13 protein-coding genes are annotated in these 16123 nt (G+C 70.9%); 10 read left to right on the forward strand and 3 right to left on the reverse strand.

Annotated elements, in window-relative coordinates:
* Positions 1-72 precede the first annotated feature (72 nt).
* Positions 73-966 (forward strand): TetR/AcrR family transcriptional regulator C-terminal domain-containing protein, encoded by an 894-nt coding sequence (locus tag A4R43_RS25740; protein WP_113694658.1) that lies wholly within the window; start codon positions 73-75, stop codon positions 964-966.
* A gap of 513 nt (positions 967-1479) precedes the next feature.
* Here A4R43_RS25740 and A4R43_RS25745 read toward each other — a convergent pair.
* Positions 1480-2634: an isochorismate synthase gene (locus tag A4R43_RS25745; protein WP_113694659.1), complete on the reverse strand. Its 1155-nt coding sequence runs from the start codon at positions 2632-2634 to the stop codon at positions 1480-1482.
* Positions 2635-2809: 175 nt separating this feature from the next.
* Complete coding sequence (gene mihF, locus A4R43_RS25750; protein ID WP_113694660.1) at positions 2810-3121, reverse strand: integration host factor, actinobacterial type; 312 nt, start codon at positions 3119-3121, stop codon at positions 2810-2812.
* A gap of 510 nt (positions 3122-3631) precedes the next feature.
* On the opposite strand from mihF, the gene A4R43_RS25755 reads away from it, so the two are divergent.
* From A4R43_RS25755 to A4R43_RS25785, 7 genes are all read left to right on the forward strand, one after another.
* Positions 3632-5260 carry a long-chain fatty acid--CoA ligase gene (locus A4R43_RS25755; RefSeq protein WP_113694661.1) on the forward strand — a complete coding sequence of 543 codons (1629 nt, stop codon included), beginning with the start codon at positions 3632-3634 and terminating at the stop codon, positions 5258-5260.
* Positions 5261-5381: 121 nt separating this feature from the next.
* Complete coding sequence (locus tag A4R43_RS25760; protein ID WP_113694662.1) at positions 5382-7106, forward strand: TIGR03767 family metallophosphoesterase; 1725 nt, start codon at positions 5382-5384, stop codon at positions 7104-7106.
* A gap of 162 nt (positions 7107-7268) precedes the next feature.
* Positions 7269-7652: a PaaI family thioesterase gene (locus A4R43_RS25765; protein WP_236808273.1), complete on the forward strand. Its 384-nt coding sequence runs from the start codon at positions 7269-7271 to the stop codon at positions 7650-7652.
* A gap of 92 nt (positions 7653-7744) precedes the next feature.
* Positions 7745-8998 carry a peptidase C39 family protein gene (locus tag A4R43_RS25770; protein ID WP_113694663.1) on the forward strand — a complete coding sequence of 418 codons (1254 nt, stop codon included), beginning with the start codon at positions 7745-7747 and terminating at the stop codon, positions 8996-8998.
* 77 nt (positions 8999-9075) lie between these two features.
* Positions 9076-10170 (forward strand): S-(hydroxymethyl)mycothiol dehydrogenase, encoded by a 1095-nt coding sequence (locus tag A4R43_RS25775; RefSeq protein WP_113694664.1) that lies wholly within the window; start codon positions 9076-9078, stop codon positions 10168-10170.
* A gap of 68 nt (positions 10171-10238) precedes the next feature.
* Positions 10239-10784: a gamma-glutamylcyclotransferase gene (locus A4R43_RS25780; RefSeq protein WP_236808274.1), complete on the forward strand. Its 546-nt coding sequence runs from the start codon at positions 10239-10241 to the stop codon at positions 10782-10784.
* A 163-nt stretch (positions 10785-10947) separates the two neighbouring features.
* Complete coding sequence (locus A4R43_RS25785) at positions 10948-11892, forward strand: DUF2382 domain-containing protein (RefSeq protein WP_113694666.1); 945 nt, start codon at positions 10948-10950, stop codon at positions 11890-11892.
* A 72-nt stretch (positions 11893-11964) separates the two neighbouring features.
* Here A4R43_RS25785 and A4R43_RS25790 read toward each other — a convergent pair whose 3' ends face one another.
* Positions 11965-13587, reverse strand: coding sequence for an FAD-binding oxidoreductase (locus A4R43_RS25790; RefSeq protein WP_113694667.1), 1623 nt, complete (start codon positions 13585-13587; stop codon positions 11965-11967).
* A 16-nt stretch (positions 13588-13603) separates the two neighbouring features.
* Between A4R43_RS25790 and A4R43_RS25795 the strand changes: the two genes are divergently transcribed.
* Together A4R43_RS25795 and A4R43_RS25800 are read left to right on the forward strand one after the other, a co-directional pair.
* The gene (locus tag A4R43_RS25795) at positions 13604-14248 is read left to right on the forward strand and encodes a TetR/AcrR family transcriptional regulator (RefSeq protein ID WP_113694668.1); all 645 of its coding nucleotides are present in this window, start codon (positions 13604-13606) and stop codon (positions 14246-14248) included.
* Complete coding sequence (locus tag A4R43_RS25800; protein ID WP_113694669.1) at positions 14245-15780, forward strand: glycerol-3-phosphate dehydrogenase/oxidase; 1536 nt, start codon at positions 14245-14247, stop codon at positions 15778-15780. The genes A4R43_RS25795 and A4R43_RS25800 overlap by 4 nt, the downstream gene beginning before the upstream one ends.
* Positions 15781-16123: the final 343 nt, after the last annotated feature.

Genomic DNA, 16123 nt, shown 5'->3' on the forward strand with positions numbered 1-16123 from the left:
TCCGTTGTATTCATAGCTTTCCCTCAGACTGTGTCCTAGTATCGCGGCGAGTGTACTAGTACAATCGCGGCCATGCCGAAGCCAGCCGAGCCGCCGTACCGCCGGATCGTCAGCTCGATCCAGGCCCGCATCGACAACGGTGAGCTGCGGGCGGGCGACCGGCTGCCGTCGATCCGGCGGATCGCCGACGACTGGGGTGTGGCGGTGGCGACGGCCACCAAGGCGATGGCGGTCCTGCGTGATTCGGGTGTGCTGGAAACGAAGGTCGGTTCGGGCACGGTGGTCAGCGCCCGCGCGAGCAGGCCGCGGCGGCGGGAGGGCGCGGTGGCGCCGGACCGGGGTCAGCTCGTGCGCGCCGCGATCGGCGTCGCCGACGCCGAAGGCCTCGACGCGGTCTCCATGCGACGGCTCGCGACCGAGCTGGGCGTCGGCCCGATGTCGCTGTACCGGCTGGTGGCCGGCAAGGACGACCTGGTCGCGCAAATGGCCGACACCGTGTTCGGCGACAACGAGTTGCCCGACCCGGGCCCGGACGGCTGGCGCGCCAAACTCGAGCTGGCCGCGCGGTTGCTGTGGCACCTGGCGCAGCGGCACCCTTGGCTGCCGAGGGTGATCTCGTTCACCCGGCCGATGTTGCTGCCGAACGCCATGGCGCACACGGAATGGACGCTGCGCGCACTGGACGGCTTGGACCTTTCGCCCGCGGACCGCGCCCGGGAGGCGGTCATCCTGCCTTCGCTGGTGATGACCACGGCGCTGTCGCTGGCCGCCGAGATCGAAGCCGAGCAGAGCACCGGCGAAACCTTCGACCTGTGGTGGCTGGCACGGGAAGCCCGGACCACCGACCTCCTGCACCGCGGCAACTACCCACGACTGGCAGCCATCCCGCACGAGGTCGTCGCGGACCTGGACGGCCTGTTCGAATACGCCCTCACCCGCCACCTCGACGGCCTCGCCGCCCGCTGACCCATGTCACGGCCGCCGCCGGTCGCCGCCGCCACTCGATCACCTGGCTGCGGCCGCCACCTGGCTGCGGCCGCGCCCGCCGCCATCGGCCCGCCCTCGCCGCCCGCCGCCCTGCCGCGAGCGCCCGTGCCACCCGCCGAACCCAAGCCGCACCGCCGTGCCCGCCGTGCCGCGCCGCGGCTTGCCCGCCCTCGCTGCTGCCGGGCCCGCAGCGGTGCCGCCGCGCGGTGCCGGGCCGCCGCGCCATGCCTGGCCGCCGGGCCGCGCCTGGCCGCCGGGCCATGCCTGGCCGCCGGGCCGCGCCTCGCCGCCCACCGAACCGGTGCCGTGCCGGGCCACGCTGCCGTGCCGGGCTGCGGGCTGGGCCTCGCCGCTCGCCGGACGGACCCGTGTCCTGCCGCGCCGCCGAGCCGTGCAGCCGTGCAATGAATGTGGCTTTCATAGCGTCTGGCGTTATGAAAGCCACATTCATTGCACCCGACACCCGGCAGCCCCCGACTGGCACGGTCCCCGTTATGGGTGACCCAGGCCCATTGCCCGCAGCACCGTTTCGAATTTCGCGGTGGTTTCGGCGAGTTCGGCTTCCGGGTCCGAGTCGGCGACTATGCCGCCGCCGGCGTAGAGGCGCAGCGTCCGCGCCGCCGCCTCCGCGGAGCGGATCGCGACCGCCCATTCCCCGTCGCCGTCGGCGTTGACCCAGCCGACCGCGCCCGCGTAGTAGCCCCGGTCGAACGGCTCCAACTCCCCCACCACGCGCCGCGCGGTTTCGGTCGGGGTGCCGCAGATCGCCGGCGTCGGGTGCAGCGCGGCGGCCAGGCGCAGCGCGGTGATGTCCCGGTCGGCCAGCGTGCCGGTGACCGTGGTGCCGAGGTGCCACATCGTCGGCGTGCCAACCACTTCCGTCGGCGCCACGCGCAACTGCGTGCAGAACGGCCGCAGGTTCTCCACCATGTCCTCGATCACCACGGCGTGCTCACGACGGTCCTTTCCGGACTCGGCGAGCCGCCGGGCGTTCTCCGCGTCGATGCGCGGGTCGGCCGAGCGCGGCGCGGAACCGGCGTGCGGGTGCGAAACCACGCGCTCACCGTGCCGTGACAGCAGCAGTTCCGGTGTCGCGCCAAGGAAAGTCGAACCACCCGGAAGGGGGGTGGCGAAGGTGAAACCGGACGGGTTGCCGCGCACCAGATTGCGCAGGATGGCCTCGGGCCGGAGAGGTTCGTCGAATTCGAGGTCGAGCACCCGCGCCAGTACCACCTTGCGCAGCCGCTCGTCACGCAGCATTTCCACCGCGCGGGCCACCGCGGCCACATGGGCGGCGGGTTCGGGCACCGGGCGCATCGCGGACGGGACGCCGACGCCCGCCTGCGGCAGCGAGGCGGCGGCAGGATGGGCGGGCCCACTGGTCCGCACCTCGCGGGGGAACAGCACGTGTCCCGGCGAAGTCGCGTCCGGGCCGGTGTCGAACGGCAGGATCCCGACCGCCAGCCGGGCCTCCGACAGCCCGTCGGCCACCCGCTCGGCCAGCACCACCGGGTCCGCTTCGGACAGTGCACCGTCCACTCCGGAACCCAGCAGGGTGTGCCGGTCGGTGCCGAAGAAGAAGTCACCCGGCGCGTACCCGTCCAGCAGATCCGCGACCCGTGCACCTTCGTGCGCCGTCGCCGTCATCAGCCCACTTCCTCTCGGCGGGATCTCCGCGTCCACCTCAAGTTTCCGCCCGCCGCCGGAGTTTGTCCGTGGCCGGTCGGCTCGAAGTGAGCAAGAGCACCGCCGAGCACGCGTGCGGGTAGACCGGTGACGGTCCCCCGTCACCGGCCCCGCACGCCTGTGAACTGCGCGAAGGCTACTTCAGCGCGTCGATCAGCGCCTGGCGCTGGACATCACCCAGCCCGGCGGCGCGCCGGTCCTCCGGGATCTTGGCCTGCTCCAGCAGAGCGGCCACCTTCACCGCACCCAGGCCGGGCACGGCCTTCAGCAGCTGCGTGACCTTGGTCTTGCCAATGGTCTTGTCCTCCTTGGCACGGAGCAGCACCTTGTCGATGCTCTCCTTGCCGGACTTGATCGAAGCAAGCAGCTCGGAGCGGGCCTTACGAGCCTCGGCCGCCTTGGCGAGGGCTTCGGCACGCTGCTCCGGCGTCAACGTAGGCAGAGCCAACGTATTAGTCCTTTCCTTCTCAGGTGTCCGCTGTCGCGGCGGTGGCCGAAAGTCTCGACGCAAGCTTTAGCCATGCGCTGGCCAGGCCACCTCGTACCACCGGCCCAGTAAACGCCACGAGGCCCACCCTTGTGCAACCGACACGCACTTAGTACCCGTCCTTGGCTGTACGGGCAACCCCACATCCCCCGGCCCCGGCCTGCGGAAACACCCCCTGGGACTGTCCGGTTGGGAGCGTTCCGGCCACTGGGACCACTCGCCGGGTGATCACCGAGCGAACCGGTAACCGGCTATTCGGAACAGTCGATTTTGTTGGCACCAAAGAAATGCCGGTAATTCCGCGGACAACTGCGCACACCGCGCACCGGCACCGGCGTCACCCTTCCGAAGGACCGTTCACAACTCGGACACACCTGGTGCCGAACGGGCGCACAACCCTGCCCGATCGGCCGTCCCCGGATTAGAGTCGGCCCCAACTTGGTCCGCCGGAGCACCGATCGGGAGACATCGATGTTGAGCACGATGCAGGACGGGCAACTTTCGCTCGGCAATTTGCTGCGCCACGGCACCACCGTGCACGCCGGGAGCGAAGTCCTCACCTGGACCGGTACAGAATCCCGCCGCGAGAACTACGGGGAACTCGGCGCGCACGCCGCGCGGCTGGCGAACGCGCTCCGTGGTCTCGGTGTCACCGGCGACCAGCGCGTCGGCACCTTCATGTGGAACAACGCCGAGCACCTGGCCGCCTATCTCGCCGTGCCCGCGATGGGCGCGGTGCTGCACACGCTCAACATCCGGCTCTTCCCCGAGCAGCTGGTCTTCGTGGCCAACCACGCCGAGGACCACGTGGTGATCGTGGACGGCACGCTGGTGCCGCTGTTCGCCAAGCAGCTGCCGCAGATGACCACCGTCCGGCACGTGATCGTGGCCAACGGTGACGCCTCGACCCTCGAAGCCCCGGACGGCGTCCAGGTCCATTCGTACCGCGAACTGCTCGCCGGGCAGCCGAGCGAGTTCGACTGGCCGGAAGTGGACGAGCGCTCCGCCGCCGCGATGTGCTACACCTCGGGCACCACCGGTGACCCGAAGGGCGTGGTCTACTCCCACCGCTCGATCTGGCTGCACTCCATGCAGGTGTGCATGTCCGACTCGATGCGGCTGGCCCAGTCCGACTCCGCGCTGGCGATCGTGCCGATGTTCCACGCGATGTCGTGGGGCCTGCCCTACGCCGCGCTGATGGTCGGCGCCACGCTGGTCATGCCGGACCGCTTCCTCCAGCCAGAGCCGATCGCGCAGCTGCTGGCCACCGAGAAGCCCACCTTCGCCGCCGCCGTGCCGACCATCTGGCAGGGCCTGCTGCAGTACCTGGACACCAAGCCGCAGGACATCTCGCACCTGCGTGAGGTGGTGGTCGGCGGCTCGGCCGCGCCGCCGTCGCTGATGCACGCCTTCGAGGAGCGCTACGGCGTGCCGATCCTGCACGCCTGGGGCATGACCGAGACCTCGCCGCTGGGCAGCGTGGCGCGCCCGCCGGAGTCGGCCACCGGCGACGAGCGCTGGCGCTACCGCTACACGCAGGGCCGGTTCCCCGCCTCGGTGCGCGCGCGGCTGATCGGCGACAACGGCGAGGTGCTGCCGTGGGACGACAAGTCGGTGGGCGAGCTGGAGGTGGCCGGGCCGTGGATCGCCGCGTCCTACCACGGTGGCGCCGAGGTCGACCCGGAGAAGTTCCACGACGGCTGGCTGCGCACCGGTGACGTCGGCCGGATCACCCCGGACGGCTTCCTCACCCTGACCGACCGCGCGAAGGACGTGATCAAGTCCGGCGGCGAGTGGATCTCCTCGGTGGACCTGGAGAACGCGGTGATGTCGCACCCGGCGGTGGCCGAGGCCGCGGTGATCGGCGTGCCGGACGAGAAGTGGGACGAGCGGCCGCTGGTGGCCGTGGTGCTGCGCGAAGGGCAGCAGGCCACCGCCGAGGAGCTGCGCGAGTTCCTGGCCGACAAGGTGGCCAAGTGGCAGCTGCCGGAGAACTGGACCTTCATCGAGGAGGTGCCCAAGACCAGCGTCGGCAAGTTCGACAAGAAGCGGCTGCGGGCCTTCCACTCCGAGGGAAAGCTCGACATCTCGCAGCTGTGACGACTTAAGTACTGCGCCAAACGTGACAAGTATTCGCGTTTGCCTTCCCCAGGGTTCATCCGGTGGTTAACGTCGTGCGCCAGCGTGCACGTGACCACCGGATCCCTGGGGAGTTGAGCGCATGACCGGACTGAGCAGGCGTGGATTCGTCACGGCGGCGGGTGCCACCGGCGCGGGGCTGCTGCTGAGCACCCCGACGGCCGCCGCCATCGACCGCGCGATGGGCTACAGCGCGGCGCGGGCGGTGAGCACGGCGGGCACCACGCTCGAAGCCGTCGCCACGCCGGTCACGCCCGGTCCGGCCTACAGCAGGCTCACCGCGGGCCCCGGCTGGCCGCTCGTGGTGCGTGAGGACATCGCCGCGGCGAAGCCCGGCCGCGACGACCGCCGGGCCGCCATGGCCTCGTTCGTGCAGTTCACCGACATGCACATCACCGACGTCCAGAGCCCGGCCCGGTTCGAGTACCTGCACCAGTTCGTCGGCTCGGCGCACCGGCCGCAGGAGGCGCTCGGCCCGTCGGCCACCGCGTCGCTGCTGCGGCGGGTCAACGGACTGCCCGGCGGCCCGTTCACCGGCCGGAAGTTCGACTTCATGATGACCACCGGGGACAACACCGACAACCACGAGCAGATCGAGCTGAAGTGGTTCCTGGACATCCTCAACGGCGGGCGCGTCAGGCCGAACACCGGTGATCCCGATCGCTACGAGGGCGTGCAGGACTCCGGCGCGCCGCTGTACTGGAATCCGGGCAAACCGCTGGATGACCCGTACACGCAGAAGGGTTTCCCGCAGCTGCCCGGCCTGCTGGACGCGGCCATCGCCGAGTTCGAGTCGCCCGGCCTGGACATCCCGTGGTTGTGCACCTTCGGCAACCACGACAACACCCCGGTCGGCACGCTGCCGGCCAACCTGCCCGGCATCGACCACTGGTACACCGGCAAGTACAAGCTCATCGGCAAGGACGAGAGCGAGGCGAAGCAGCTCGCGGCGTCGTTGAACACGGGTGGCGCGCCGGTGACGCAGCTGTTCGGCGGCAACGGCACGGTCCGCGAGGTCACCCCGGACGAGCGCCGCCGCACCTTCTCCACCGCCGAGTTCGTGCAGGCCCACCTGGACGCCGCGAACACCGGCCCCGGCCCGGAAGGCCACGGCTTCACCGGCAACAACGCCGACGGCCGCGACGTCTACTACACCTTCCGGATCGCGCCCGGCATCACCGGGATCAGCCTGGACACCACCACGCTGGCCGGGCTCGCCGACGGCTCGATCGGGCTGGGCCAGTACCTCTGGGTGGAGAAGACGCTGCAGCGCGGCAGTTCGACGTACTACGACTTCTGGGGCAACAAGGTCACCCAGCAGGTCACCGACGAGCTCTTTGTGCTGTTCAGCCACCACACCAGCGACACGATGGGCAACGTCCTGCCCGACGCGCGCCACCCGCTGGAGCCGCGGCTCAACGGCGACACCTTCGTCGGCCTGCTCAACCGCTTCCCCAACGTGCTGGCCTGGGTCAACGGCCACACCCATCTCAACGGCATCGTCGCGCACGCCGGCAAAACCCCGGCGCAGAGCTTCTGGGAGATCAACACCGCGTCGCACATCGACTTCCCGCAGCAGGCGCGGATCATCGAGGTGGCCGACAACGGCGACGGCACGCTCTCGCTGTTCACCACCCTGGTCGAGGCCGACGCACCCTACGCGGCGGACTACGGCGACACCTCGGCGCAAGCGCTTGCGTCGCTGTACCGCGAGCTGTCCTACAACGACCTGCACGCCGACCCGATCCGGCTGGGCCAGCCCCGCGACCGCAACACCGAGCTGCTGGTGATCAACCCGCTGGCGTGAGCCGCCCGCACAACAGGCCCCCCACCCCTCGCGCAAGCCCCGTGCATGTCACGAATGTGGCTTTCGAGACGCAGAACGTCTCGAAAGCCACATTCGTGACATCGCCGCGCCCGGGTCGAAGAGCCGTGATCAAGGCGGCCCGCTCCCGCTAACGTGAGCTGGGTGACCGACTTTGCGAAGCTGATCCCGTTCGCCGAGCGCCTCGGCATCGACATCACCGAGGCCTCGGCGGAGGTGGTGCGCGGCCGCGTCGATTGGGCGGCGGACCTCACCACCACCGGCGGTTCACTGCACGGCGGCCTGCTGATGTCGCTGGCCGACACCACCGGCGCGGTCTGCGCCTTCCTCAACCTGCCCGAGGGCGCGCAGGGCACTACCACGATCGAGTCGAAGACCAACTTCCTGCGCGGGGTCCGCGAAGGCCACGTGGTGGGGGCGTCGACCCCACTGCACACCGGACGCCGCGTGATCGTCGTGGAGACCGAACTCCGCGACGCCGCGGAGAAGCTGATCGCCAAGGTCACGCAGACGCAGGCGGTGTTATGAACCTGCCGCCTGCCAGCGGTTTACAGCGGCTGACCCAGCGGTAAAAATCTCTGACACCCGGGGCGTCCGGTACTGGAGGGTGGAGAGAAAGCATGCGTGGACGGTTGGTGCTGTCGTTGCTCTCGGTCGGCCTGCTGGCCGTGACCGCCGCCCCGGCGAGCGCCGCGCCGCCGGTGCACGACGAGGCGATCGACTACCACGAATGGGCCTCGACCAGGGACTTCCGCGCCGGTCAGCTGGAGGGCGTGTCGATCGGCCACGACGGGCTCCGGCTGAGCCGACCGATCGGCACGATCGAGCGCACCGAGCCGGCGCTGGGCACCACGCGCACCTACGAGTACGCCCGCTGGACCTCGCCGGACTACCGGCACGGCTTCGACGCCACCGAGCTGATCGCGTCGTGGAACGCGCTCACCCCGGCGAAGACCTGGCTGCAGATCGAGGCCAAGGGCACCACGGCCACCGGCGAGAGCACCGCCTGGTACGTGCTGGGCCAGTGGGCGTCCGGCGACCAGGACATCCACCGGACCACCGTGGAGGGCCAGTCCGACGCGCACGCCTCGGTCAGCGTGGACACGCTGGTCACCAACGACGGGGTCACGCTCAGTTCCTATCAGCTGCGCGCCACGCTCTACCGTGAAGCGGGCAGCGCGGCCACGCCGCAGGTCAGCGCGCTCGGCGCGATGGCGTCGAACGTGCCGGACCGGTTCGAGGTGGCCAAAACCGAGCCCGGCGTGGCGACCGGCATCGAGCTGGACGTGCCGCGGCACGCGCAGAACCTGCACAAGGGCAAGTACCCGGAGTTCGGCGGTGGCGGGCAGAGCTGGTGCAGCCCGACCTCGACCGCGATGGTCACCGAGTTCTGGGGCAAGCGCCCGAGCGACGAGGACATGTCGTGGCTGCCCCCGGACTACGTCGACCCGACGGTGGCCCACGGCGCGCGCTTCACCTACGACTACTCGTACGAGGGCACCGGGAACTGGCCGTTCAACACCGCGTACGCCGCTTCGCTGGGGCTCAAGGGCCACATCACCCGGTTGCACTCGCTGAACGAGCTGGAGACCTACATCGCCAAGGGCATCCCGGTGATCACCTCGCAGTCGTTCCTGGCCGAGGAGCTCGACGGCGCCGGGTACGGCACGGCCGGGCACATCTTCGTGGTGGTCGGGTTCACCGACGAGGGTGACGTGATCGTCAACGACCCGGCGACGAACAGCAACGACACCGTGCGCAACGTGTACAAACGCGACCAGTTCGAGAAGATCTGGCAGCGCACCAAGCGGTACACCGCCAGCGGCAGCGTCGCCTCCGGGCCGGGCGGGGTCGTCTACCTGATCACCCCGTAATTCATTCAGCTGTCGCGATAGGCGCATTCCGCGTGGCAGAGTGCGGGTGGTTGACCCGACGCGGAAGGTGGTCGCGCATGCCGTACGAAGTCCAGGGCGTGGTCTCGCGGGAGAAGGGCGCGCCGGTCTCGCTGGAGACCGTGCTGGTGCCCGATCCGGGGCCGGGTGAGGCGGTGGTCTCGGTGCAGGCCTGCGGGGTCTGCCACACCGACCTGCACTACCGCGAGGGCGGGATCAACGACGAGTTCCCGTTCCTGCTGGGCCACGAGGCCGCCGGCGTGGTCGAGCAGGTCGGCGCCGGCGTGACCGACCTGGAGCCGGGCGACTTCGTCATCCTGAACTGGCGCGCGGTCTGCGGCACCTGCCGCGCCTGCAAGCGCGGACGGCCGTGGTACTGCTTCTCCACGTTCAACGCCGCCCAGCCGATGACGCTGGCCGACGGCACCGCGCTGAGCCCGGCGCTGGGCATCGGCGCCTTCCTCGAGAAGACGCTCGTCCACAGTGGACAGTGCACGAAGGTCAGCCCGGAGGCCGAGCCCGCGGTGGCCGGGCTGCTCGGCTGCGGGGTGATGGCCGGGATCGGCGCGGCGATCAACACCGGCGCGGTGGGCCGCGGCGATTCGGTCGCGGTGATCGGCTGCGGTGGCGTCGGCGCGGCGGCGGTGGCCGGGTCCCGGCTGGCCGGGGCGGACCGGATCATCGCGGTGGACACCGACGAGCGCAAGCTCACCTGGGCGAAGGACTTCGGTGCCACGCACACGTTCGACGCCGCTGGCAAGAGCGAGGACGAGGTCGTCGAGGCCGTCCGGGAACTGACCGGGGGCTTCGGCGCGGACGTGGTGATCGACGCGGTCGGCCGCCCGGAGACCTGGCGCGAGGCGTTCTACGCGCGTGACCTGGCGGGCACCGTGGTGCTGGTCGGCGTGCCGACGCCGGAGATGAAGCTGGAGATGCCGCTGATCGACTTCTTCTCACGCGGCGGCTCGCTCAAGTCCTCCTGGTACGGCGACTGCCTGCCGTCGCGGGACTTCCCGATGCTGGTGGAGCTGTACCGGCAGGGCAGGCTGCCGCTGGACAAGTTCGTCACCGAGAAGATCCCGCTCGACGGCGTGGAGCAGGCGTTCGCCCGGATGCACGCCGGTGACGTGCTGCGCAGCGTGGTGACCTTCTGAGAAAGCTGTTCGACGACGCGGAGTACCCGGCCGAGCCCTATCCGGGGGCCCGGCCGGGGTGCTCCTTCGTGCATTTCGACGGCGCCGGCTACGAGGTGCCGGACCCGCCCGATCTCGAAGGCCGCCTCCCGGTGCTGGCCTACGGTTCGAACGCCTGCCCGTCGAAGATCACCTGGTTGCGGGAGACGCTGGGGCTCACCGGCGCGGTGACCGTGCTGCACGCGAAGTGCACCGGGCTCGCCGCGGTGTGGGCGTCGGGCAGGCGCGTGGTGGACGACCAGCGCCCAGCCACCCTGGCCGCGATGCCGGGCGTGGTCGAGGAACACGCCGTCTGGCTGGCCACGCCGGAGCAGTTGCGCGTGCTCGACGTGTGCGAAGGACGCGGACACCGCTATCATCTCGCGCGGGTACACACGGGCGAGGTAACCCTCGCGAACGGTGCCGTGCTGCCGGACGTGCTCGCCTACGTAGGGGCGTCCGCGATCCGCCTGCCGCTGCTGGTCGGCGGGAACCCGGTGCGGGTCGCCGACGTGCCGCAGGCGCAGGCCGGGGCCCTGATCGGCGAGACCGCCACCACGCACGGCCTCTCCGTGACGGTCATCGAAACGGAATAAACATCCGAATCGCGATTCGACCCTATTTTGTGAATCGCACCGTTGTGATTCTACCGGGCCGCCTCACTCGTTTGTGTCGGCCGGTTGCAGGCCCGGTGGGGCGGGATGATCGTGAAAGGCAGATCCGTTTCGAAATCGCCTGGAACGAAAGGAAGCGGTAGCCATGACCGGCACGATGCGCCCGCAGGACCTGATCGACTCGCCCGTGGTCGACCCGGCCGGAAGCAAGATCGGCAAGGTGGGCACGGTCTACCTGTCCGACGACACCCACCAGCCGGAATGGGTGACGGTGAAAACCGGGCTGTTCGGCCATCGCGAGAGCTTCGTCCCGCTCAGCGGCGCGGACCTGGCCAGCGACGGCCTGCACGTGCGGGTCGACAAGGAGCAGGTGACCGACGCCCCGCAGATCGACGCCGACGGGCATCTGTCCCCTGAGGACAGTGGGGAACTGTACCGCTACTACGGGTTGCCGATGCAGCGCGACCGCGCGGGCCAGGACCACGCCGACAAGCAACAGCAGCGCGGTGACCTCCGCGGGGAGCAGGCCGCGATGGGCGCGGCGGGTACGGCCGGCATGGCGGGCACCGCGGGTATGGCCGGGAAGCACGACCGGTCCCGCGGCGGCAACGAAACCGCCATGTCCGGCCAGCAGGCCGGAATGTCCGGCAAGGCGGGCATGGCGCCGGACAAGCACACCGCCACCGGCGGCAAGCACGAGCAGAAGGACGCCAAGCACCGCGGTGGCGAGGAGATCATCCGGTCCGAGGAGCGGTTCAACGTCGGCACCGAAGAGGTCGAGACCGGGCACGTGCGGCTGCGCAAGTACGTGGTCACCGAGGAGCAGCAGGTTTCCGTGCCGGTGAGCCACGAAGAGGTGCGGATCGAGCGCGAGCCGATCACCGACGGCCAGCCGGGTCAGGCGAAGATCGGCGAGGCCGAGCAGGACGTGGTGCTGCACGCCGAGAAACCCGTGGTGCACAAGGAAGCCGTGCCGGTGGAGCGGGTGCGGCTGGGCACCGAGAAGGTGACCGAGACCGAAACCGTGACCGGTGAGCTCCGCAAGGAGCAGATCGAAATCGACGACGACACCAAGCGCGACCGCCGCTGACCCACCGCCGTCGGACACGAATGTGGCTTTCGTGGCAAGTCACGCGCCCCGAAAGCCACATTCGTGTCCGGGTCAGGGCAGCAGCTTGCCCGGGTTCATGATGCCGGTCGGATCCACCGCCGCCTTCGCGGCGGCGAGCACCGACAACCCGATTTCCCCGATTTCGGCGCTCAGGTACGGCGCGTGGTCCATGCCGACGGCGTGGTGGTGCGAGATCGTGCCCAATCCGGCGATCGCCTCACACGCCGCCTTTTTCGCCCGCAGCCACTGCCCTTCGGGATCCTCGTCGGAACGCGCGGCGAGCACGGTGAAATAGAGCGAAGCGCCCGTTTCGTAGGCATGCGAAATGTGGCACATCACCACCGAGGAATCGAATGCCCCGCGCAGCGCCGAACGCACCGCGTCCCGCAGTTCGTCCAAAGAGGACCAGTGCGCCGCGGTTTCCAGCGTTTCCACGCACACCCCGAGGTCGAGCAGCGCGTCCCGCTGGCGCGGCCCGTTGAACCGGCCCTTGCGCCACGACTCCCCCGCCGCCGCACCGAGCGAAATGCCGCCCGCCGCCCGGACCAGGCGCACGGTTTCCGCACGCCGCAACGCGAGTTCCCTGGTGGACTGCGTCTCCCAGCCGAGGATCAGCAGGCAGGGCGAGGAAATCCCGCGTGCCTTCAGGTATCGCCGCACCAGCGCGGTCTTCCAGCCGCCGCTGAGGGAAAGCGACACCTCGGTCTCGTCCTCGTCGGACAACCGGGTCACGTCGGCCAGCGCACCCGACTGCGCCAACTGCCGTACCAGCGCGGCCGCCGATGCCCAGCCATCCAGCACAAAGCCCTGGTAGCGGCGGACCTTCGGCACCGGCCGCACCCGCACGCCGACCTCGGTCAGCACGCCGAGCGCGCCCTCGCTGCCCACCGCCAGCTGCCGCAGGTCCGGCCCGGCCGCCGAAGCCGGGGCGACGCCGAGGCGCCACTCACCGCTCGGGGTGGCCAGGCGCACACCGGTGACCATGTCCTCGAACCGCCCGTACCCGCTCGACGCCTGCCCGGCGGACCGCGTGGCGGCAAAACCGCCGATGGTGGCCCGCTCATGGGACTGCGGGATGTGACCGAGCGTGAACCCGTGCTCCGCCAGCAGTTCCTCGGCCCGCGGCCCGCGCACTCCGGCCTGCAGCACGGCGATCCGCGACACCGGGTCGACCGACACCAGCCGGTCCAGCCGCACCAGGTCGAGCACGATCACCGCGGCCTTGTCACCGCGTACCGCCCGCACCCCGCCGACCACCGAGGTGCCGCCACCGAACGGCACCACCGCGACGTCGAACCGCACGCAGACGTCGAGCACCCGCTGCACCTCGTCCGGGTCCGCGGGCAGCACGACGGCGTCCGGCACCGGCAGTTCGCCGGGGTGACGCCGGTGCAGCAGGTCCAGATAGGACAGGCCGCCGGAAACGCCCAGTCGGTCCGCACGCTCCGTTTGCACGTGCGCCGGGCCGACGACCTCGATCAACGCCGCGCGCGCGTCCGCTGCCAGCGAAGATCCCGGCACGGACAGTCCGGAGGACGGAACGACCGGTGCGGGGGAACCCGGATTCCCGATACGCTCGGTGAGCCAGCGCATCGCCTTTGCCGGGAGGTGTGCCGCGTCCGGGCCTTCGGGCGTCCACGCACCCCGCAGGCGGTGGTCAACTAGTTCACTCACCGGTATAGTGTGACATATGCCTGTCGAACGTAACATCAGTGCAGCTCGCGGTGCCTCGGCACTGGCCGACACCCGCACCCGGCAGGCCGCCACCCGGGTTTCCGACGACGTGCTGCTCGACGCCGCGCGCGAATGCGTGCTCGCCGCCGGTGTGCGCCGCACCACGCTCGCCGAGATCGCCCGCACCGCCAAGGTCAGCCGGATGACGCTGTACCGGCGGTTCCCCGACGTCCGCAGCGTGCTCGCCGCCTTGATGACCCGCGAATTCGGCGCGCTGCTCCAGGGCGCGAGCGCACGCGGCGCCACCGCGGAGACCGCGCGCGGCAGGCTGGTCGAAAGCGCGGTCGAGGCGGTGCGCGCGCTGGCCGCCGACCCGCTGATGCGCACCGTGCTCGACCTCGACGCGGAGCTGATGCTGCCCTACATCGTCGAGCGGCTCGGCGGCACGCAGCGCCTCGCCGAGCAGGTGATCACCGCGTTGCTGGCGGCGGGCTGGTCCGACGGCACCATCCGCCGCGGCGAAACCGTCGCGCAGGTGCGCACGGTGCTGCTGGTGGTCCAGTCCTTCGTGCTCTCGCTGCGGCCCGCGACGGCCGATGTGGACGAGGAAGCGCTGCTCGGCGAGTTCCGGCACCTGCTCGACGCGGCGCTGCGCCCGTGACCCCGGCCTCACTCAACGCCGCGCGGCGCGAGGCGGACCTGGCGCGCGTGGCCGGCGGCGAACGGTTCGACCTCGCGGTGGTCGGCGGCGGGGTGACCGGCGCGGGCATCGCGCTGGACGCGGCCGCGCGCGGGCTGTCGGTGGTCCTGCTCGAAGCGGACGACCTGGCGTTCGGCACGTCGCGCTGGTCGAGCAAGCTGGTCCACGGCGGGCTGCGCTACCTGGCCAAGGGCGATTTCGCGCTGGCGCACGAGAGCGCGGTCGAACGCGGCATCATGATGACCGTCACCGCGCCGCACCTGACGCGTACGCTGCCGCAGCTCTTTCCGTTGCACACCACGACTTCGCGCGCACAGCAGGGCGTGATCGCGGCCGGGCTCCAGGCAGGCGACGTGCTCCGGCGCGTCACGCGCACGCCGGGCCGTGTGCTGCCGCGTCCTCGCACGATCACCCGGCACGAAGCGCTCGCGCTGGCCCCCGGGCTGCGCCGCAACGGCCTGCGTGGCGCGCTGCTGTCGTTCGACGGCGCACTCACCGACGACGCGCGCCTGGTGGTGGCGCTGGCGCGCACCGCCGCGTCGCACGGCGCGCGGATCCTGACCAGGGTGCGCGCGACGAAGCTGCTGGCCGACCGGGTGCAGGCGACCGACGAGCTGAGCGGGCAGACGCTGGAGGTCCAGGCGCGGCAGGTGATCAACGCGACCGGGGTGTGGGCCGGGGAGCTGGTCGACTCGGTGCGGTTGCGGCCTTCGCGGGGTTCGCACCTGATCCTGCGCGGCGCGGCGGCGGGCACGAGCGTCAGCTCGGTGATGATCGGCGTGCCCGGGGAGACCAACCGGTTTGTCTTCCTGCTGCCGCAGCCGGACGGCAATGTCTACTTGGGACTGACCGACGAGCCGGTCGACGGCCCGGTCCCCGCCGTGCCAACGGTTCCCGAGTCCGATGTGGACTTCCTGCTGGAGGTGGCCTCGTCAGCACTGGCCCGGCGCCTGACCACCGACGACGTGATCGGCCGGTTCGCCGGGCTGCGGCCGTTGGTTTCGGGTGGCGGGCGGAGCGCGGACCTCTCGCGCAAGCACGCCGTGCTGCGCTCGCCGGACGGCGTGCTCACCGTGGTCGGCGGCAAGCTGACCACCTATCGCCGCATGGCCGCCGACGCGGTAGACGCGGCGGGGCTGCCCGCGGGCCCGTCCACCACGGACAAGCTGCCCCTGGTCGGCGCGGCGCCGCGGGCTCGTTTGTCCACTGTGGATGCCCCGAGGCGGCTGATCCTGAAGTACGGCACGGAAGCGCCACGGATCGCGGCCATCGGCGAACTGGACCCGGCACTTGCGGAGCCGGTGTTCGACGGCAGCGAGATCACCGGCGCCGAGGTGGTCTGGGCCGTCCGCCACGAAGGCGCCCTCGACGTCGATGACGTCCTGGAGCGGCGGACCCGCCTGGGCCTGGTCCCAGCGGACGCCGCGGCAGCCCGGGAACGCGTCGCCGATTTGGTGGACCGCTCCCTACGAGGCCTGCCCACCCCCACCTAACCCACCCGCCCTCCCCCACCTGACCCACCCCGGCCCGCGCGAACCGGGCACGCTCCCCGCCTCGAAAGTCACCTTCGAGACACGGCTCGCCCCGCCCCACGGGCCAGCCGCGCCACCGCCGAGCCCGACCCGCCACGCCACCGCCGAACCCGGCTCGCCTCGCCGCCGCTGAGCCCGGCCGCCGCGCTGCCGCCGAGTCCGAACCCGGCCCGCCACGCCATCACCGAGTCCGCGCCCCACGGGCCACCGCCGAGTCCGCGCCCCACGGGCCCAGCCGAACCGGGCACCACTCCCGCACCGCCGAGGCCTCCGCCACCTGCCCAGCGGGACACGAATGTGGCTT

The organism is Amycolatopsis albispora (assembly GCF_003312875.1).
In the GTDB taxonomy this organism is placed as follows: Bacteria; Actinomycetota; Actinomycetes; order Mycobacteriales; family Pseudonocardiaceae; genus Amycolatopsis; species Amycolatopsis albispora.

Bases quoted from the DNA above. Each gene is read 5' to 3' on its own strand.
- A4R43_RS25760 (WP_113694662.1), top strand. From the start codon at position 5,382: ATGACCGGACTGAGCAGGCGTGGATTCGTCACGGCGGCGGGTGCCACC.
- A4R43_RS25770 (WP_113694663.1), top strand. From the start codon at position 7,745: ATGCGTGGACGGTTGGTGCTGTCGTTGCTCTCGGTCGGCCTGCTGGCC.
- A4R43_RS25745 (WP_113694659.1), bottom strand. From the start codon at position 2,634: ATGACGGCGACGGCGCACGAAGGTGCACGGGTCGCGGATCTGCTGGAC.
- A4R43_RS25775 (WP_113694664.1), top strand. From the start codon at position 9,076: ATGCCGTACGAAGTCCAGGGCGTGGTCTCGCGGGAGAAGGGCGCGCCG.
- A4R43_RS25740 (WP_113694658.1), top strand. From the start codon at position 73: ATGCCGAAGCCAGCCGAGCCGCCGTACCGCCGGATCGTCAGCTCGATC.
- A4R43_RS25795 (WP_113694668.1), top strand. From the start codon at position 13,604: ATGCCTGTCGAACGTAACATCAGTGCAGCTCGCGGTGCCTCGGCACTG.
- A4R43_RS25785 (WP_113694666.1), top strand. From the start codon at position 10,948: ATGACCGGCACGATGCGCCCGCAGGACCTGATCGACTCGCCCGTGGTC.
- A4R43_RS25755 (WP_113694661.1), top strand. From the start codon at position 3,632: ATGTTGAGCACGATGCAGGACGGGCAACTTTCGCTCGGCAATTTGCTG.